Source organism: Arthrobacter sp. TJ-238 (assembly GCF_058269215.1).
In genome coordinates this window covers 23,107-40,087 of record NZ_JBZCNH010000001.1, presented here as the reverse complement: position 1 = coordinate 40,087, position 16,981 = coordinate 23,107, and the positions used below count along the sequence as shown (strand labels likewise).

Annotated in this window: 19 protein-coding genes and 1 tRNA gene; 16 read left to right on the top strand and 4 right to left on the bottom strand. The window is 71.5% G+C overall.

All coding sequences use genetic code 11. The features are described from left to right. Positions 1-75 precede the first annotated feature (75 nt). The 14 genes from AC4D2O_RS00185 to AC4D2O_RS00120 all read left to right on the top strand — a co-directional run bounded on the left by AC4D2O_RS00185 (position 76) and on the right by AC4D2O_RS00120 (position 11,200). Positions 76-402, top strand: a complete 327-nt coding sequence (locus tag AC4D2O_RS00185) for a flagellar FlbD family protein (protein WP_490904421.1) — start codon at positions 76-78, stop codon at positions 400-402. Further along, positions 402-1,247 carry a motility protein A gene (locus tag AC4D2O_RS00180; protein ID WP_490904420.1) on the top strand — a complete coding sequence of 282 codons (846 nt, stop codon included), beginning with the start codon at positions 402-404 and terminating at the stop codon, positions 1,245-1,247. The genes AC4D2O_RS00185 and AC4D2O_RS00180 overlap by 1 nt, the downstream gene beginning before the upstream one ends. After that, positions 1,244-2,161, top strand: coding sequence for an OmpA/MotB family protein (locus AC4D2O_RS00175; protein WP_490904419.1), 918 nt, complete (start codon positions 1,244-1,246; stop codon positions 2,159-2,161). The genes AC4D2O_RS00180 and AC4D2O_RS00175 overlap by 4 nt, the downstream gene beginning before the upstream one ends. Positions 2,162-2,213: 52 nt before the next feature. Further along, positions 2,214-3,125 (top strand): flagellar motor switch protein FliM, encoded by a 912-nt coding sequence (locus AC4D2O_RS00170; RefSeq protein ID WP_490904418.1) that lies wholly within the window; start codon positions 2,214-2,216, stop codon positions 3,123-3,125. Continuing rightward, positions 3,122-3,826: a flagellar motor switch protein FliN gene (fliN, locus tag AC4D2O_RS00165; protein ID WP_490904417.1), complete on the top strand. Its 705-nt coding sequence runs from the start codon at positions 3,122-3,124 to the stop codon at positions 3,824-3,826. The genes AC4D2O_RS00170 and fliN overlap by 4 nt, the downstream gene beginning before the upstream one ends. Next, positions 3,826-4,380 carry a FliO/MopB family protein gene (locus tag AC4D2O_RS00160; protein ID WP_490904416.1) on the top strand — a complete coding sequence of 185 codons (555 nt, stop codon included), beginning with the start codon at positions 3,826-3,828 and terminating at the stop codon, positions 4,378-4,380. Before fliN ends, AC4D2O_RS00160 begins: the two co-directional genes overlap by 1 nt. Continuing rightward, entirely contained in the window at positions 4,377-5,249 is an 873-nt protein-coding gene (gene fliP / locus AC4D2O_RS00155) for a flagellar type III secretion system pore protein FliP (protein ID WP_490904415.1), read from the top strand. Before AC4D2O_RS00160 ends, fliP begins: the two co-directional genes overlap by 4 nt. 1 nt (position 5,250) lies before the next feature. Then, a complete protein-coding gene (fliQ, locus tag AC4D2O_RS00150; RefSeq protein WP_334208701.1) occupies positions 5,251-5,526 on the top strand; it encodes a flagellar biosynthesis protein FliQ in 276 nt (91 codons plus the stop codon). A 1-nt stretch (position 5,527) separates the two neighbouring features. Next, on the top strand, positions 5,528-6,286 hold the full coding sequence (locus AC4D2O_RS00145; protein WP_490904414.1) for a flagellar biosynthetic protein FliR: 759 nt from the start codon (positions 5,528-5,530) through the stop codon (positions 6,284-6,286). 2 nt (positions 6,287-6,288) lie between these two features. Continuing rightward, on the top strand, positions 6,289-7,392 hold the full coding sequence (locus tag AC4D2O_RS00140) for an EscU/YscU/HrcU family type III secretion system export apparatus switch protein (protein ID WP_490904413.1): 1,104 nt from the start codon (positions 6,289-6,291) through the stop codon (positions 7,390-7,392). Then, the gene (locus tag AC4D2O_RS00135; protein ID WP_490904412.1) at positions 7,392-9,440 is read left to right on the top strand and encodes a flagellar biosynthesis protein FlhA; all 2,049 of its coding nucleotides are present in this window, start codon (positions 7,392-7,394) and stop codon (positions 9,438-9,440) included. The genes AC4D2O_RS00140 and AC4D2O_RS00135 overlap by 1 nt, the downstream gene beginning before the upstream one ends. Next, complete coding sequence (locus AC4D2O_RS00130) at positions 9,415-10,566, top strand: hypothetical protein (protein ID WP_490904411.1); 1,152 nt, start codon at positions 9,415-9,417, stop codon at positions 10,564-10,566. The genes AC4D2O_RS00135 and AC4D2O_RS00130 overlap by 26 nt, the downstream gene beginning before the upstream one ends. Before the next feature lie 4 nt (positions 10,567-10,570). Beyond that, complete coding sequence (gene csrA / locus AC4D2O_RS00125) at positions 10,571-10,846, top strand: carbon storage regulator CsrA (protein WP_490904410.1); 276 nt, start codon at positions 10,571-10,573, stop codon at positions 10,844-10,846. A gap of 111 nt (positions 10,847-10,957) precedes the next feature. Then, positions 10,958-11,200: an acyl carrier protein gene (locus tag AC4D2O_RS00120; protein WP_490904409.1), complete on the top strand. Its 243-nt coding sequence runs from the start codon at positions 10,958-10,960 to the stop codon at positions 11,198-11,200. 45 nt (positions 11,201-11,245) lie between these two features. Here the strand turns inward: AC4D2O_RS00120 and AC4D2O_RS00115 are convergent. After that, positions 11,246-11,321, bottom strand: a tRNA-Thr gene (locus AC4D2O_RS00115). A gap of 219 nt (positions 11,322-11,540) precedes the next feature. On the opposite strand from AC4D2O_RS00115, the gene AC4D2O_RS00110 reads away from it, so the two are divergent. Then, the gene (locus AC4D2O_RS00110; RefSeq protein WP_490904408.1) at positions 11,541-12,281 is read left to right on the top strand and encodes an HAD family hydrolase; all 741 of its coding nucleotides are present in this window, start codon (positions 11,541-11,543) and stop codon (positions 12,279-12,281) included. Here AC4D2O_RS00110 and AC4D2O_RS00105 read toward each other — a convergent pair. Genes AC4D2O_RS00105 through tmk form a run of 3 tightly spaced genes read right to left on the bottom strand, consistent with a single transcriptional unit; the run spans position 12,236 to position 15,647 of the window. Further along, positions 12,236-13,813 carry an alpha/beta hydrolase gene (locus tag AC4D2O_RS00105; protein ID WP_490904407.1) on the bottom strand — a complete coding sequence of 526 codons (1,578 nt, stop codon included), beginning with the start codon at positions 13,811-13,813 and terminating at the stop codon, positions 12,236-12,238. The two genes, AC4D2O_RS00110 and AC4D2O_RS00105, sit on opposite strands and share 46 nt — an antisense overlap. After that, positions 13,810-15,003, bottom strand: coding sequence for a DNA polymerase III subunit delta' (locus AC4D2O_RS00100; RefSeq protein ID WP_490904406.1), 1,194 nt, complete (start codon positions 15,001-15,003; stop codon positions 13,810-13,812). Before AC4D2O_RS00100 ends, AC4D2O_RS00105 begins: the two co-directional genes overlap by 4 nt. Continuing rightward, complete coding sequence (gene tmk / locus AC4D2O_RS00095; RefSeq protein WP_490904405.1) at positions 15,000-15,647, bottom strand: dTMP kinase; 648 nt, start codon at positions 15,645-15,647, stop codon at positions 15,000-15,002. Before tmk ends, AC4D2O_RS00100 begins: the two co-directional genes overlap by 4 nt. Positions 15,648-15,729: 82 nt before the next feature. Here tmk and AC4D2O_RS00090 point away from each other — a divergent pair, with 82 nt between their 5' ends. Further along, positions 15,730-16,980: a trans-sulfuration enzyme family protein gene (locus tag AC4D2O_RS00090; protein WP_490904404.1), complete on the top strand. Its 1,251-nt coding sequence runs from the start codon at positions 15,730-15,732 to the stop codon at positions 16,978-16,980. Position 16,981 lies beyond the last annotated feature (1 nt).

The following is a 16,981-nucleotide window of genomic DNA, read 5'->3' as shown; positions in this document are numbered from 1 at the left end:
CCTTACGAAGCCGCGGCGGGTGCCGACAGTGGGTGGAAGAGGCCCCGCCGGGGCGTCCCGACCCCAGGATGTCCGATGATCGTGGTGACCCGGCTCAACGAGAGCCAGTTCGCGGTGAACCCTGACCTCATCGAGCGCATCCACGAGAATCCGGACACCACGCTCGTGATGGTCGACGGCGCCAAGTACATCGTCACCGAATCCCTCGGCGAAGTGATCGACCTGATCGCCGCCTATCGGGCGAGGATCATCTCTCTCGCCCGGTTCACAGCCGGCCCTGCCGACGAGGACACGACGGGTCCGCGTCCGCTGGGGCTCGTCCGTGATGCAGGGAACGATGCCGGGTCCTCCGACGAGACCGACAGTGGTGCTCCCGTCCCGCTCCGACCAAGGAACACGTAATGGATCCCGCAACAATCGTCGGCATTCTCATCGCCTTCGGTGCGCTGTACGCGATGATCACCCTGGAGCACGCGAGCGTCGAGGCGCTCCTGCTCCCGGCGCCCATGATCCTCGTGTTCGGTGCCACGATCGCCATCGGCATCGCCGGAGGCACGCTGAAGGACTTCCTGGTCGCGGTGAAGGCCGTCCCGCCGGCGATGAAGGGCAAGACGGTCCCGCCGCAGGACACCATCGACAGCGTGGTGGTCCTCGCCGAGAAGGCGCGCAGCGAGGGGCTGCTGGCGCTCGAGGAGGAGGCCAACACCGTCTCCGACCCGTTCCTCCGCGGTGCCCTGCAGAACATCGCCGACGGCACCGACGGCGAGGAACTGCGCGAGATCCTCGAGGACGAGATCGATTCCGCGTCGCAGACGCACCGCACGGCCGCCAAGTTCTTCGCGAGTCTCGGCGGCTATGCCCCGACCGTCGGCATCATCGGGACCGTGGTGTCGCTGACGCACGTGCTCGAGAACCTCTCCAGTCCCGACAAGCTGGGGCCGATGATCGCCGCGGCCTTCGTCGCCACGCTGTGGGGCCTTTTGTCCGCCAACTTCCTGTGGCTGCCCATCGGCACGCGTATCAAGCGCCTGGGCGAGATGGAGACCGCCCGCATGACCCTCCTCATGGAGGGAGTCCTCGCGGTCCAGGCCGGCAGCCAGCCCCGCCTGCTCGGTGAGCGGCTGAAGGCCATGGTCCCGCAGCACGCCCAGGGCAGGAGCAAGGCAGGCAAGGACGGCGGGAAGGGCGCGAAGGGCGCGAAGAGTTCGGGCGAGGCGATCACCGCGCAGGGCAAGGCAGCCGCGTGAGCCGACGCCCACACCGGAAGCGGCATGGCGAGGAGCACGGCGAGGAGCACCCGGACGAGCGCTGGATGGCGTCCTACATGGACATGGTCACCGTGCTGATGTGCATGTTCATCGTCCTGTACGCCATGTCCTCGGTGGACCAGCAGAAGTTCGAGCAGCTGCGCAGCTCCCTGGCCACAGGCTTCGGTGCCGTGGAGACGGCGACCGTGGACACCGCCGAGGGCACGATCGTCCCCGCCGAGCACGCCAACGACGAGGGCGAGTCCTTCACCGGGGGAGCTGCGCTCGCGGACGCAAAGACGCAGAAACAGGAGCCGGGAGCGGCCGACGTCGCCGCACCCACGCCGTCGCCCTCGCCGTCGGCGGGCGGCGACGCGGCCGAGCCCACGACGGACCGCGAGCGTGCCGCTGCGGAGGTCGAGAACCTGCGTGCGTTGCAGGAGCGGATCGACGCGGAGCTGCGCGGGCGCGACCTCGCCGACGCCGTCCGCTACGTCGTCGACGAGCGCGGCCTGACCATCCGCCTCGTCGGATCGGAGACGTTCTTCCTCCCCGACAGCGCACAGCTCACCGATCAGACGCTCCGCGTGCTCGAGGGCGTGGGGCCCATCCTGGCGTCCATCCCCAACGAGGTGGGCGTCGAAGGGCACACCGCGCGCCTGCCCGACTCCGTACCGCGCCCGCTGGACTGGGAGCTGTCCACCGAGCGGGCCGTCAACGTGGTGCGGAACCTCATCGACACGGGCGGTGTCCCGGCACCCCGGCTCTCGGCCATCGGGTACGGCGAGTCGCGTCCCCTCGCTCCCGGGACCACGGAGGCGGAGCTCGAACTGAACCGGCGCGTGGACATCGTGGTGCACTCCGACCAGCCCGAGAACGTGCGCGCACTGATCCCGGAGATCGCCGCCGGCTGACCGCGCCCGCGGATCACTAACACCCCGCGCTCGGCGTCCGATAGTCGATGGCGTGACGGTCCAGGAACAACTCTCCTTTGGCGTGCCCTCGGTGACGCCCCGGGCGGTGGATGTCTATGACTTCCGCCGGCCCACCACGCTCGCGCGTGAACATTCCCGCGTGCTCGAACTCGGCTTCGAGACGTTCGCCCGCCAGTGGGGCACGCAGCTGACCGCGAAGATCCGCGCGATCACGCAGGTGACCAGTGAACAGCTCCTCCTGCAGACGTACAACGAGTACGCGGCGTCCCTGCCACCCACGACGGCGATGATGCTGTGCGCCGTCACCGGCCACGCGAGCAAGGCGGTCATCCAGTTTCCCGCATCGGCGGGTCTGTACTGGGTGGACTCGATGCTCGGCGGCCACGGCGCGGTTCCCCTCGAAGAGCGGAAGTTCACCCAGATCGAGCAGGCGCTGATCCGCCGTCTCATGGACGACGCCCTCGAAGGGCTGCACTACTCGCTCGGGTCCGTCCTGTCCCACCAGCTGAGCATCGACTCGATCCAGTACAACGCCCAGTTCGCCCAGGCGGCCTCGACCACCGAGCTCATGATCGTCGGCGTCTTCGAGATCCGTGTGAGCGACCGTGTCAGCCGGGCGACCATCGCCATCCCCGCGCATCTCCTGCTCGCACAGCTCGGCGACGCGAACCCGACGGCCACGAGCGAGGACGCCCGCGAACTGATCGAACAGCAGGTGACGCACGTGCCCGTCGACGTGTCGGTGCAGCTCGCCGCCCTGCCCGTCCTGCCGTCCCGCATCCTCGACCTCGCCGTCGGGGACGTGCTGAAGCTGCCGCACCCGCAGCACCGACCCTTCGAGCTCGCCGTCAGCGGACAGCGGCTCGGCGAGGCAGCCCTGGGCCAGAACGGCTCACGCCTGGCCTGCGTAGTAGTGACCACCGAGGAGAACACCGCACCATGAACACCACCACCGCCGAGCACGCCGCCGCCGCGTCCCTCGCAGCGAGACTGCCGCTTCCCGGCCCGCTCACGGCCGAGCCCTGCAACGCCGCCGAGGTGCCGTCCGCGAGTGCCTCGACCGCCGTCATCGCCTCCTTCGTGGGTGCCTCCTCCGCGGACCTCGCCGTCGTGCTGATCGACGCACAGCCCCTCGCCGTCGCCGCCGGCACGTCGTCACCGCTGGTCTCCCCGGCCGACGTGCTCGTGCCCGCCCTCGAGGCCGCCTCGAACTCCCTCGGCGACGGCGTGCTCGGCGTCCCGGCCGTGCAGGACGCGCTGCCCCTGTTCCGCGACGCCGAGACCTCCGTCTTCCGTCTCGCCGGCCCGTCCGGCACGGTCGGCTGGTTCGCCGTGCGCCTGCGCGGGGCCCGGCCCGGTGCGGCTCCGCGCCGTTCGTCGGCACCCGCCGGGGCCGCCAACCTCGGCCGCATCAGCAACGTCGAGATGGCCATGACCGTCGAGATCGGCCGGACCCGCATGTCCGTCCGCGACGTCCTGGACCTCGAACCGGGCGCCGTCATCGAACTCGACCGGTCCGCCGGCGCTCCCGCGGACGTCCTGCTCAACGGGCGCCTCGTCGCGCACGGCGAGGTCGTCGTCGTGGACCAGGACTACGCCGTGCGCATCACCCAGATCCTCGACGTCGCGGACGGCAGCCTCTAGTGGACGTGGTGGTCCTCGCGCTGCGCGTGCTGCTGTCCCTCGGCGTGGTCCTCGCCCTGCTCTTCGTGCTGCACCGCAAGGTCTCGAGGATCAACGGCAACCGTGCCGGGGCGGGCCTCGTGTCCGTCGTGGCCCGCCAGGGGATCGGCGTGAAGGCCTCGGTGGTCGTGCTCGACGCCGAGGGGACCCGGTTCTACCTCGGCGTCACCGAGCAGTCCGTGTCGGTCCTCCACTCCTCGGCCGCCCCGCGCGCACTGCAGGCGGTCCCGGGATCCCACGACGCCGCAGGACGCGCGGCCGCCGCCGTATCCGGGCCCGACGAGACCTCCGACGCCCGCTTCGCGGCCTCGCTCCGGCTGGCCGGCGGAGCGGTCGACACCGTGCCGACGGCCCACGCCGCTCCGGCACCGACCACCGACGCGTATCCGACGAGCCGCCGCGCGGTGCGTGCCACGGAGTCGGCGCGTCCCGCCGCACCGCTGCACGGATCGATCCTCTCTCCCGCCACCTGGAAGCAGACCGCGGCCTTCCTGCGCCAGGGACGGGCGGGGTGACCTCGGCCGCACTCGTCCCGGCGCGCCCGGCCCGCCGCTCCCGCGCCCTCGCCGTGGTGGCCGCCTTCGTGCTGGCCGTCGTCGTCGTCCTCCTCGGGGCGGCTGCGGGGCACGCCGGCGAGCTGGACCCGGCCGTCCCGGCACCCACTGCGCCGTCCGCCCCCGCCGACCCCACGGCTCCCACCCCGCCCGGGAGCGACGACGGCCTGTCGGTCCAGATCAACGGCGTGGACGGAGCGCCGAGCTCAGCGGTCCTAACGCTCATCGGCATCACCCTGCTCTCCGTGGCGCCGGCGCTGCTGCTGATGATGACGTCCTTCACCAAGATCTTCGTGGTCCTGGCGATGACCCGGAACGCCCTCTCGCTGCCGTCCATCCCGCCCAACCAGGTGCTCGCCGGGCTGGCCCTGTTCCTGTCGCTGTTCATCATGGCGCCGGTCCTGACCGAGATCAACGACCTCGCCGTGCAGCCCTACCTCGACGGCGCGACGACGTTCTCACAGGCACTCGCCGACGGCGCCGGACCGCTGCAGACCTTCATGATGGGCCACACCCGCGAGGAGGACCTCGCGCTCATGACGCGGGCGGCCGGGCAGCCAAACCCGCAGGACGCGGCGAGCGTGCCGCTGACCACGCTCATCCCGGCGTTCATGATCTCGGAACTCCGGGCCGCGTTCATCATCGGGTTCGTGATCTTCGTGCCGTTCCTCGTGATCGACCTCGTGGTGTCCGCCGCGCTGATGTCCATGGGCATGATGATGCTCCCGCCGGTCATGATCTCGCTGCCCTTCAAGATCCTGCTGTTCGTCCTCGTGGACGGGTGGGGCCTGATCATCACCTCGCTCATCAACAGCTACCAGGGCGGTTGACGTGGACACCAACGCCGTCCTCGACATCGGCCTCGCAGGCATCTGGGCCGCCGCGAAACTCTCCGCGCCCGTCCTCCTGACGGCCCTCGTGGTGGGATTCGCGATCTCGCTGCTGCAGTCCATCACCCAGATCCAGGAGGTCACGCTCTCCTTCGTGCCGAAGGCGGCCGCGGTGTGCATCGCCCTGCTGGTCTGCGGCCACTGGATGATCGCCGAGATGATCTCGTTCACGCACGAGATGTTCGAGCGCATCCCGGGCCTGCTCGGGGGCGGCTGACATGGACATCGAGCTCGACCAGGCCCGCATCGAGTCGATGATGCTCGCCGGCGTGCGGATCGTCGCGTTCCTCGTGATCGCCCCGCCCTTCTCCTACCGCGGCATCCCGGCGCGCATCAAGGCGATGCTCGCCGTCGGGCTCGCCCTCGCGGTGTCCCCGCGGGTCGCCGAGGGATATGCCACGGGCGGCACCGGGCAGTACTTCGGTGCGCTCGTCCTCGAACTCGTGATCGGCGCGGCCCTGGGATTCCTCGTGCTCGTGATCTTCTCCGCCATCCAGTCCGCGGGTGCCCTGATCGACCTGTTCGGCGGCTTCTCCCTGGCGCAGGGCTTCGACCCGCAGTCCATGGTCAACGGCGCCCAGTTCGCGCGCCTGTTCCAGCTCACCGCCCTGACACTGCTCTTCACCTCCGACGGCTACCAGCTCATCATCGGCGGCCTGATACGGACGTTCGACGCCCTGCCGCTGGGCGGCGCACTCGACCTCGCCGAACCCGCCGAAGCCCTCACCGGCGCCGTCACCGGGCTCTTCCTCGCCTCCGTCCAGATCGCCGGCCCGCTCATCGTGGTCCTCTTCCTGGCCGATGTCGGCCTCGGGCTCCTGACGCGGGTGGCCCCGGCCCTGAACGCCTTCGCGCTCGGCTTCCCGCTCAAGATCTTCATCACGCTCAGCCTCGGCGGCGTGGTGTTCGTGGCCCTGCCCCGCGTCGTCGCGACCCTCGCCGACGAGGCCGCCACCGCCCTGATGGGGGTGGGCTGACCATGGCGGAGGATTCCGGCGAGCGGACCGAGCAGGCCACCGACAAGCGGATGAAGGACGTCCGCTCGAAGGGCCAGCTCGCCAAGTCCGAGGACTTCACGGCCTGGATCGGCGTCGGCGCCGCAGCGCTCATGCTGCCGTCCCTCATCGCCCGATCCTCGGACGTCGCCTCGGAGCAGCTCGTCCGCGTCGCCGACACCATCGCGAGCCCCGACCCCTCGGCGGCCCTCGACGCCCTCGCCGACGGCGGCGCCTCCCTCGCCACCGTCCTCGGGCCGTTCCTCGGCGTGCTGCTCGTGGCCGTCCTCGGTACCGCAGCACTGCAGGGCGGCATCCACGTCAAGAAGTTCTCGGGCAGGTTCGAGCAGTTCAACGTGGTCACGGGCCTCAAGCGGATCCTCGGCGGCCAGGCCCTGTGGCAGGGGGCGAAGGCGCTCCTGAAGACCGGGGTGGTCGCCCTGGTGCTCGTCGTCGTCGTGCAGAACCTCATGCCTGCGCTCATGGCGGCCGGCGGGCTCTCCGTCGCCTCGCTCCTCTCCACCGCCGGAGAAGGGACGGCGGCGCTGCTGCAGGCGGCCGTCGTCGCGGGCCTGGCCCTCGCGGCGCTCGATGTCCTCGTGGTGATGCGCCGCAACCGCAAGAAGACCCGCATGACCAAGAAGGAGGTCAAGGACGAGAACAAGAACTCCGACGGCGACCCCCTCATCAAGTCGCAGCGTCGATCCCGCCAGCTCGCCATGAGCCGCAACCGCATGATCGCCGCCGTCGGCGGGGCCGACGTCGTGCTCGTCAATCCGACGCACGTCGCGGTCGCCCTCAAGTACGAACCGGGCCGGTCCGCGCCGCGCGTCGTCGCGAAGGGTGCCGGCGTGATCGCGGCGAAGATCCGCGAGGAGGCCGAGAAGAAGCACGTGCCGATGGTCTCGGACATCCCGCTCGCGCGGGCCCTGCATGCGGCGTGCGACCTCGGCCAGGAGATCCCGTTCGAGAACTACGACCAGGTGGCCCGCATCCTGGCATTCGTCATGTCCCTGAGGACCAGGGGAGCCGCCCGCGGCGTCCACACCCTGCCCGCCCGACCCGCAGCCGCCGGAGGCCTCCGATAATGCGTTCTTCCCTGTCCAAGTTCCTGGTGCCCGTCGGGGTCGTCGGCATCATCCTGCTTCTCGTGGTGCCGGTACCGTCGGTGCTGCTGGACGTGCTGATCATCGTGAACATCCTGCTGGCGCTCGTGATCCTGCTGAACACCATGTTCGTGCGCAAGCCGCTGGACTTCTCGGTGTTCCCGTCCCTGCTGCTCGTCGCGACGCTGTTCCGCCTCGGCCTCAACGTCGCCTCCACCCGGCTGGTGCTCGGCGACGGCTACGCGGGCGAGGTCATCGCCGCCTTCGGGCATGTCGCCGTCGGCGGGTCGATCATCATCGGCGCCGTCGTCTTCCTGATCCTCATCGTCATCCAGTTCGTCGTGGTCACCAAGGGTGCCGAGCGCGTCGCCGAGGTGGGAGCCCGCTTCACGCTGGATGCCATGCCGGGCAAGCAGATGGCCATCGACGCCGACCTCAACGCCGGACTGATCACCGACACCCAGGCCCGCGAGCGCCGGGCGGAGGTCTCCGCGGAGGCCGACTTCTACGGCGCCATGGACGGCGCGTCGAAGTTCGTGAAGGGCGACGCCATCGCCGGCATCATCATCATCATCATCAACATGGTCGGCGGCCTCGCGATCGGCATGCTGCAGGACGGTCTGCCGATCTCCGAGGCCCTCACCACGTACGGGCTGCTCACCATCGGCGACGGCCTCGTCACCCAGATCCCGGCACTGCTCATGGCGGTGTCCACGGGCATGATCGTGACCCGTTCCAACGCCGACGCGGACATGGGCTCGATGGCGGCACAGCAGCTCGGCCAGTCGCAGAACGCCCTGCGCATCGCCGGAGCGGCGGCGATCGTCATGGCCCTCATCCCCGGCATGCCGAAGCTGCCGTTCGTGGTGGTGGGTGCGGGTCTGATCGTGATCGCACAGCGGCTCAAGAAGTCCGACGCCGATGCCAGGACGGCGGCCGCCGCGCTCGAGGCCGAAGCAGCCGTACCCTCGGCCGACAGCACGGACGACCTGCTCGAGCAGATGCGCGTCCACGCCCTCGAGGTGCTGCTCGCCCCGGACCTCGTGGACGTCGTCACGGGCGCCCCCGACGATCTGCTCGGTCGCGTCCGTGCGCTCCGCCGGAAGATCGCCCTCGAACTCGGCGTCGTGGTCCCTCCCGTCCGCACACGGGACAGCATCGACCTGCCGCCGGCCACCTACGTCATCAGGATCGCCGGCGTCGAGGCCGGGCGGGGCGAGGCACCGCGCGGCAAGGTCCTCGCCCTCGGGGACCACCTCGCCCACCTGCCGGGCACCGCGGTCGTGGAACCCGTGTTCGGGCTCGCAGGCAAGTGGGTGCCGTCCGAGCTCCGCCACAACGCCGAGCTCTCCGGCGCCACGGTCATCGACCGGGTGTCGGTGCTGGTGACCCACCTCTCCGCGGTCATCACCGCGAACGCCGCCCGCCTCCTGACCCGCGAGGACGTCCGCGTCCTGACCGACGGCGTCCGGCAGGTCAACCCGTCCGCCGTCGAGGAACTCGTGCCCGGTCTGCTGTCCCTGGCCGAGGTGCAGCGCGTGCTGCAGGGACTGCTGTCGGAGCAGGTGCCCATCAACGACCTCGCGCGCATCTACGAGGCACTGACGCTGAAGGCGAAGTCGTCGTCGGACCCGGAGGGCCTCGTCGAGGCCGCCCGGCTGGCGCTCGGGCCCGCCGTGACGCAGCAGTACCTCGACGGGCCCCTGCTGCGCGTCATCATGATCGACCCGCTGCTCGAACAATCCATGCTCGAGGGCCTCCGCCCGTCCGACCAGGGCACGCAGATCCTCCTCGACCCTGCCCGGACCGAGGCCGTCCTCGCCTCCATCCGCTCCACGGCGGCCGACCTCGAGGCCTCCGGTCAGGCCGCGGTCCTCGTCTGTGCACCGGCGCTACGGCCCGCGCTGAAGCGGCTCGTCGGGCCGCAGGCGGCAGCACTGCCCGTGCTCTCCTACCAGGAGGTCACCAGCGCGAACGTGGCCATCGAGACCGTAGGGGTGGTGCGTGGTACCGCAGCTGTTTCATCTTGAGGGTTCCTCCCTCGAGGAGCTGAAGGCGCGGGCCGCCACCCTGTACGGCCCGCACGCGCTCATCGTCTCCGCGGAGCTCGTGACGGTCGGCGGGATCCGCGGCGCCTTCGCGCGCAAGCACTACGAGATCGTCGTGGAAGTACCGCAGCACGACAACGCCCCGGCCGCCGAGCGTCCACGTGGACGGCGCAGCGCAGCAGCACAGCCCTCCGGCATCAACGCACTCCTGGAACAGGCCGAACTCGACGAGGCGCGCCTCACCGGGACCGGCCGTCCGGGCACCGGCAGCCGTCCCGGACGGCAGGAGGAACCGGCGGCCGCCGTCTCCACCGACTCGGGCCTCTTCGCCGCGCTCATGGACAACCTGACCTTCGCCACCGACCCGGTGCCGGCACCGGCCGTCACGGCGGACGATCGTCACGCCCGTCCCGCGGCGCACCCTCCCCGGCCGGCGGCGGAGCTCGCCGAGGCCGACGACGCGTCCGCTGTCGTGCCGCACCTCGACGCGTCACCGGGCGACCCCGCACAGCTGCCCGACCTGGGTGGACACGCTGTCAGCCGGTCCGCCGCGCGGATACCCGTCCCCGCCGTCCTCCAGGCCTCCGGCGACCTCGTGACCGTCATCGGGTCGCCTGCCGCGAGCTGGGAGGTCGTCCAGGCGATGGCGACGGCATTCGGCGGGGGAGCCCCCGCCGCGGTCGCGCTCGCGGGGGAGACGACGGGCTGGCTGCGACCGGACGCCCGCAGGATCGGGGACCACCTCGACGCGAACGCCGCCCGTGCCGCAGGCGTGGACGGCGGACATCCGGTGTTCCTCGCGCTCTGGTCCGGGGATCCTGTGCAGGATGCCCGCCTGCTGATCGCCCTGCGCCCGGACCAGGTGTGGCTCGCGGTCGATGCCGGGCGCAAGGAGGCGGACACCGCCGCCTGGGTCGGGGCGCTGCGCAGGAGCATGGAGCGCGCCGGACTCGAGCCGGCGGGCCTCGCCGTCGTCGGGCAGGGGGCGACGTCGACGCCCGACACCGTCCTCGCACTGGGACTGCCGGTGGGCTGGCAGGACGGGCCGCCGGGACGCACCAGGCCGGGCGGTGGTCGCCGACGAGCCCGGCCGGCCGGGATAGAGTGACACGATGCTTGTTCTAACGCGAAAGGTCGGGGAGCAGATCCTGATCGGCGACGACATCGTCATCACGGTGCTCGATTCCCGCGGCGAGGGCATCCGCATCGGCATCGACGCGCCCCGGGGCGTGAAGATCCAGCGCGAGGAGGTCCTGCGCGCCGTCACGGAGGCGAACCTCGCCGCCGCGGCCGCCGATTCCGCGGGCGCCGACGCCCTGAAGGCCCTGCTGCAGTCGGGCGCCGTGGTCACCACCGACGGCGGCCCGGAGGGCCCGCCCGGCGTCTAACAGACTCCCCGGGGAGTGGCGAGGACCGCGCTGGGCCCATCTCGCCGTTGCCCCCGGAAATCCACCGATCTAGCCTGACACCACCAGTTCACACCGACACGGAGGTACGTCATGGCTACTGGAGAAACCGGATTCGACGACGTCTCGTTCGACCTCATCTCCCTGCAGTACCACTCGCTGAAGGCCGGGCACGATTACGGCCAGTACGTGCGCGACGCCCGCAATGCGGGCCGGGACGACATCGCCGAGTTCTTCGAGCAGGTCATGGCCCAGGATTCCGAGCGGGCCGCGAGATGCCACGCGTTCCTGGGTGAACTGACCGGGTCCTCGGAGTCCGGCCCGGCGATGGGCTGATCCGGATATGAGAAAACCCCGGCGGCGTACCGTCCGGGGTTCTAGTGGAGCCTCCTGCCAGAGTCGAACTGGCGACCTTCTCATTACGAGTGAGACGCTCTACCGACTGAGCTAAGGAGGCAATGCTTCCCGGTTCCGGGCTGTACCCGGGGCCGATCCACAAGCCACAACTTTATAGGAGGGTCCGCCCCGCGGTCAAAATGGCGGATCCCGGCGCGAATTCGGCTCCGGTTCACCCCGGCGCCGCCTTCCGTACGTGCGCCCGTCAGCCGCCTCCGGAACGCTGAGGGCACCCGTGACCCGCATCGGGGCGGATCCGGCAGCACAAGGGGGACGCCGCGTGGCGCACGACCGCACATTCTCGCTCGCCGTGATCGACATGGCGGGGACCACCGTCGACGAGGGCGCCCTGCAGGAGGAGGCCTTCTCGCGAGCCCTCGCCTCGCACGGCGTGCACGAGGGCACGGGTGCCTTCGACGACATGACCGCGTACGCGCGCCGGACGATGGGCACCTCCAAGGAACTCGTCTTCCGGCATCTCTTCGACGACATCGCCACCGCGGTCGACGTGAACCGGACCTTCGAGACGGCGTACGACACCCTCCTCGCCCGGCACGGCGTCCGGCCCATCCCGGGCGCCGAGGACGCCATCCTGGCCCTGCGCGGCCTGGGTTTGAAGATCTGCCTCGCCACCGGCTTCGGGCGCCACACGCAGAACATGATCCTGGAATCCCTCGGCTGGATGGGCCTGGCCGACCTCAGCCTCTGCCCCTCGGACGCGGGCCGCGGCCGCCCCTACCCGGACATCATCCTCACCGCGGTCCTCGCCCTCGACATCGAGGACGTCCGCTCGGTCCTGGTGGCGGGGGACACGACGTCGGACGTCATCGCGGGGCAACGGGCCGGCGCGGGCGCGGTCATCGGGGTCCTGACGGGTGCGCACTCGGAGGCCGAACTGCGGCTCGCCGGGGCCGACGTCGTCCTGCCGTCCATGTGCCACCTGCCGCAGTGGCTCCCGGCAGTGATCGACGGCGATCAGCAGCGCGTGCCGTCCGCCGGGACCGTGCCGTCGATGAAGTAGGAGTCGACGAGGTCCAGGATGCAGTCGTTGGACCGTCCGTAGGCGGTGTGCCCCTCGCCCTGCCACGTGACATGCACGCCGGACTCCAGCTGCCCGGCCAGGGCCGTGGACCACTCGTAGGGCGTGGCGGGATCGCCCGTGGTGCCGATCACGACGATCGGATCCGCCCCGGCGGCCTGCAGGGGAGCCGGCCCGAGGACGGGCGGGTACTTCCACGGCGCGCACGTGATGCCGCCGTAGGCGAGGAACCGTCCGAAGGTCGGGGACGCGGCGACGAGTTCCTGCTCGTCGGCGCGCATCTGCGCGGGATCGCTCGTCATGGGGTAGTCGAGGCACGTCACGGCGAGGAACGCCGCCGTCGAGTTGGACGCGTAGGTGCCGTCCGGCTGGCGTTCGGCGCCGAGGTCCGCGAGGTACAGCATGCTGGTCGGGTCGCCGGCGAGGGCCGCGGTGACCGCCTGCGTGAGCGTGGGCCAGTTGCCGTTGTCGTAGAGCGGCAGGATGAAGCCCTGCACGAAGGTCGAGATCGGCACGAGGCGGCCGTCCTCCGCGGTGAGCGGTTCACGCTCGACGGCGGCGAACAGGTCCTGGATCTGGCGGACGCCGTCGTCCACGCTCCCGGTGTACGGGCAGTCCGCCCCCTGCTGGCAGGCGGCGACGTACGCGCGGACCGCCCGTTCGAAGCCGCCCGCCTGCCCGAGGGTGATGTTCTCGTTGCTGAGCGAGGGGTCGATCGCGCCGTCGAGCACCAGGCGGCCCGCCCGCTCGGGGAACAGGTCCGCGTACGTCGCCCCCAGCTGGGTCCCGTAGGAGAAGCCGAGGAAGTTGAGCTTCGGGTCGCTGACGATCGCGCGCAGGATGTCCATGTCCCGTGCCGCCGACTCGGTGTCCACGAACCCGAGCAGTTCGCCCGTGCGCTCGGCGCAGAGGTCCGCGTACTCCTGGGCGTCAGCGGTCATCAGCGCCAGGATCTCGTCCTCGGGCGCGTCGGGCGGGTAGCTCTCCTGCCGGGCCTCGTCCTGCTCGGCGTCGGTGAAGCACTCGACCGCACTGGACCGGTTGACCCCGCGGGGGTCGAACCCGACGATGTCGTAGTCCTGGCGCAGCCGCTCGCTCGTGACGTAGTCGAGGGACTCCTGCACGATGTTCACGCCGGACCCTCCGGGGCCGCCCGGGTTCACGAGGATGGTGCCCTGCGCCTCACCCGTGGCCTCGGATCGGATGGCGGAGAGCTCGATGCTGCTGCGGCCGGGATCGCTGTAGTCCAGCGGCACCTCGATCGTGGCGCACGAGAACGAGCCCTCGCAGTCCTCCCACCGCACCTCCTGCGTGTAGAAGTCGCGGAGGTCACCGGCCACCTCGCCGATGGCCGCGGGGTCGGCGGTCTCCACACCGGTCACCGGGGTGTCCGCCCCGTCGGGGGAGAACAGGGTGCACCCGGACAGGCCGAGCATCACGGCGGCGGCCGCGGCGAGGACGCCCAGGGGGCGGCGGCGCGGGGCAGCGCCGGGGGAGAGCGGTCCAGGGGTCATCGGTCGAGGTCCTTCCGGGACAGCAGGCTGACGGTCATCGCTTCGATCGCGAGGAGAGGGGACACGTTGGTGCTGACGAGCCGCGTACGGACCTCGTTGATCGCCTCGAGGCGCAGGAGGGTGTCCTCGGCGCTCTCACGGCGGGCGAACTCCTCGAGCTCGGGGCGCAGCGGCTCGTTCACGAGCGGCTGCCCCGTGGAGACCTGCAGCATGAGGACGTCGCGGTAGAAGGAGATGAGGTCCGTCAGCGCGCGGTCGAAGTAGTCGTTCTTGGAACGTTTCGCTCGGCGGGTCTGGTCCTCCTCGAGGCGCTTGATCTGTGCCCGCAGGGATGGCGGCAGGGTACCCGTCTCGGGGGCCCCGAGGGTTGCCAGCAGGGCGGCGCGCTCCTCGGCGTCGCGCTGCTCGAAGGAGCTCTGCGCCTCCGCCTCCGCGAGCTTCACGAGGTCCGCGGCGGCGCGCATGGCCCCGGCCACGGAGCGCAGGGTCAGCGGGAGCCGGACGATCTGGTTGCGCCGCTCCCGGGCGCCGTCGTCGGTCGCGAGGCGCTTCGCCACGCCGATGTGGCTCTGCGCGGCGCGCGCGGCCGCCTCCGCCGTCGCCGGGTCGATGCCGTCCCGCGCCACGAGCAGGTCGGCGACGTCCTGGACGGGCGGCAGCCGGAGGCCCACGGACCGGCAGCGCGAACGGATGGTCACGAGGACGTCGCCCGGGCTGGGCGCGCAGAGCAGCCAGATGGTGCGCGGCGGCGGCTCCTCGATCGCCTTGAGCAGCACGTTGGTGCTGCGTTCCTGCATGCGGTCGGCGTCCTCGACGATGATGATGCGCCACCGGCCCGTGGACGGCTTGTCCTGCGCCTTGCGGACGAGTTCGCGGGCCTCGTCGATGCTGATGGTCACCTTCTCGGTGGTGACGTTGGTGAGATCGGCGTGGGTCCCGGAGAGGACGGTGCGGCACGCCTTGCACGTACCGCAGCCGCGCTCGGTCAGGGCCTCCCGCTCGCAGAGCAGCGCCGCGGCGAACGCCCGGGCGGCATTGGAGCGCCCGGAGCCGGGCGGACCGGTGAAGAGCCAGGCGTGCGTGGGGGCGCCGGACTCCGCCGCGCGGCGCAACTGCTCCACCACCTGCTCCTGGCCGCGCAACTCGGCCCACACGCCGGTGACGGGCAGGCTGTGCGTGGCGGCGCTCATGCGGGCACCCGCGCGAGGGCGTCCAGGATGGCCTGGTGCAGCTCCTCCGGCGTGCCGGACGCGCCCAGCACCAGATAACGTTCCGGCGCCTGGCGTGCGAGATCCAGGAAGGCGGCCCGGATGTCCGCGTGGAAGCCGTCGGGTTCGGACTCCAGGCGGTCCTCGGGCGCGGAGCCCGCGGTGCGCCGGCTCCGGCCCTCCGCGGGCTCCACGTCGAGCAGGACGGTGAGGTCGGGGCGGAGGCCCTCGGTGGCCCAGAGGTTCACCTCGAGGACCGCCTGCGCACCCAGTCCGCGGCCGGCCCCCTGGTAGGCGACGGAGGAGTCGATGTAGCGGTCGCACACCACGACGTCGCCGCGCCGCAGGGCGGGCAGGATCACCTGCTGCACGTGGGCCGCCCGCGAGGCGGCGAACAGGAGGGCCTCGGTGCGAGCATCGATCTCGCCGTGGCCGTACTCGAGGACGAGGGAGCGGAGCGTCTCCCCGATCGGGGTGCCGCCCGGTTCCCGTGTGCGGACCGCTCGACGGCCACCGGCCTCGAGGGCCCGGCAGAGCATTGCCGCCTGGGTGGACTTGCCGGCGCCGTCGCCGCCCTCGAGGGCGACGAAGAGCCCGGGGAGTCCGTGCGGGAGGGGAAAGGTCACGGACTCAGCCTACCGAGTGGCGGCGACCTTGTGCCCGGGTAACACTTGCGGGCGGGATCGGCCACCGGGCTAGGCTCGGAGGATGGCATCCGAGCGGCCCGACCTCGCCCCCGACACCCTCACCGTCGCGGCGGGGCGTCCTCCCCGCGAGCACGACGCACCCGTCAACGCGCCGATCGTCCTCACCACGACCTACCACGAGACGCGGGCGCCCCAGCCGGGCGACCGCATCTACGCCCGTGGTTCCAACCCCACGTGGGACCCCTTCGAGGAGGCGCTCGGTGCCCTCGAGGGAGGGGAACTCCCGGCGCTCGTCTTCGCCTCGGGCCTCGCCGCCGCCGCCGCCGCGCTCTCGCTCGTGCCCTCGGGCGGAGCGGTCCTCATGCCGCGCCACGCCTACGCGGGCTCGCTCGGCCTCGCCGCCGACCTCGCCGCCCAGGGCCGCTTCGAACTGCACGTCGTCGACGTCGCGGACACCGACGCCGTCCTCGCCCAGCTCGCCGACCTCGCCGCACGGTTCGACGCCGGGCACCTCATGCTGTGGCTCGAGAGCCCCACCAACCCCATGCTCGAGGTCGCAGAGCTGGCCGTCCTGACCGACGCAGCCCACGCGGCGGGCGCCGTCGTCGTCGCCGACAACACCTTCAACACGCCCATCGTGCACCGCCCGCTGGAGGCCGGCGTCGACGTCGTCCTGCACTCCGTCACGAAGTGGCTGGCCGGCCACTCCGACGTGGTCCTCGGGGCGCTCGTCACGTCCGACGCCGTGCGGCGCGAGCGCCTCCTGGCGCACCGGACGCTGCACGGCGCGATCGCGGGACCGTTCGAGGTGTGGCTCGCCCTGCGGGGGCTGCGCACCCTCGCCCTGCGCATGGACCGGAGCCAGGGCACGGCCCTGACGCTCGCGCACCGCCTCGCGGAGCATCCCGCCGTGCGCCGCGTGCGCTACCCGGGCCTGCCCTCGGACCCGGGCCACGAGCGCGCGGCCGCGCAGTTCAGCGGCTTCGGCGGCATCGTCAGCATCGAACTCGACGACGTCGCCACGGCGGACGCGCTCGTCGCCGCCGTCCGGCTGTGGCTCCCCGCCACCTCCCTCGGGGGCGTGGAGTCGCTCGTGGAACGGCGCCGGCGCCAGCCCGCCGAACCGCTGACCGTGCCCGAGGCACTCGTGCGCCTGTCCGTCGGCATCGAGAACCCCGAGGACCTCTGGGCGGACCTCGACCAGGCGCTCCATCAGGCGACCGACCGGGCGCGCCACCGGGCGGCCGGCGGTGAGGCCTCGCCGGTGCCGGCTGCGTCCCGTGCATCCCGGGAGGCGGGCCAGCTAAGCTGAA

What these genes read in the sequence shown, in the direction of transcription:
- AC4D2O_RS00185 (WP_490904421.1), top strand. Translation starts at nt 76, where the DNA reads ATGATCGTGGTGACCCGGCTCAACGAGAGCCAGTTCGCGGTGAACCCT.
- AC4D2O_RS00180 (WP_490904420.1), top strand. Translation starts at nt 402, where the DNA reads ATGGATCCCGCAACAATCGTCGGCATTCTCATCGCCTTCGGTGCGCTG.
- fliN (WP_490904417.1), top strand. Translation starts at nt 3,122, where the DNA reads ATGAACACCACCACCGCCGAGCACGCCGCCGCCGCGTCCCTCGCAGCG.
- AC4D2O_RS00145 (WP_490904414.1), top strand. Translation starts at nt 5,528, where the DNA reads ATGGACATCGAGCTCGACCAGGCCCGCATCGAGTCGATGATGCTCGCC.
- AC4D2O_RS00140 (WP_490904413.1), top strand. Translation starts at nt 6,289, where the DNA reads ATGGCGGAGGATTCCGGCGAGCGGACCGAGCAGGCCACCGACAAGCGG.
- AC4D2O_RS00135 (WP_490904412.1), top strand. Translation starts at nt 7,392, where the DNA reads ATGCGTTCTTCCCTGTCCAAGTTCCTGGTGCCCGTCGGGGTCGTCGGC.
- csrA (WP_490904410.1), top strand. Translation starts at nt 10,571, where the DNA reads ATGCTTGTTCTAACGCGAAAGGTCGGGGAGCAGATCCTGATCGGCGAC.
- AC4D2O_RS00120 (WP_490904409.1), top strand. Translation starts at nt 10,958, where the DNA reads ATGGCTACTGGAGAAACCGGATTCGACGACGTCTCGTTCGACCTCATC.
- AC4D2O_RS00105 (WP_490904407.1), bottom strand. Translation starts at nt 13,813, where the DNA reads ATGACCCCTGGACCGCTCTCCCCCGGCGCTGCCCCGCGCCGCCGCCCC.
- AC4D2O_RS00100 (WP_490904406.1), bottom strand. Translation starts at nt 15,003, where the DNA reads ATGAGCGCCGCCACGCACAGCCTGCCCGTCACCGGCGTGTGGGCCGAG.
- AC4D2O_RS00090 (WP_490904404.1), top strand. Translation starts at nt 15,730, where the DNA reads ATGGCATCCGAGCGGCCCGACCTCGCCCCCGACACCCTCACCGTCGCG.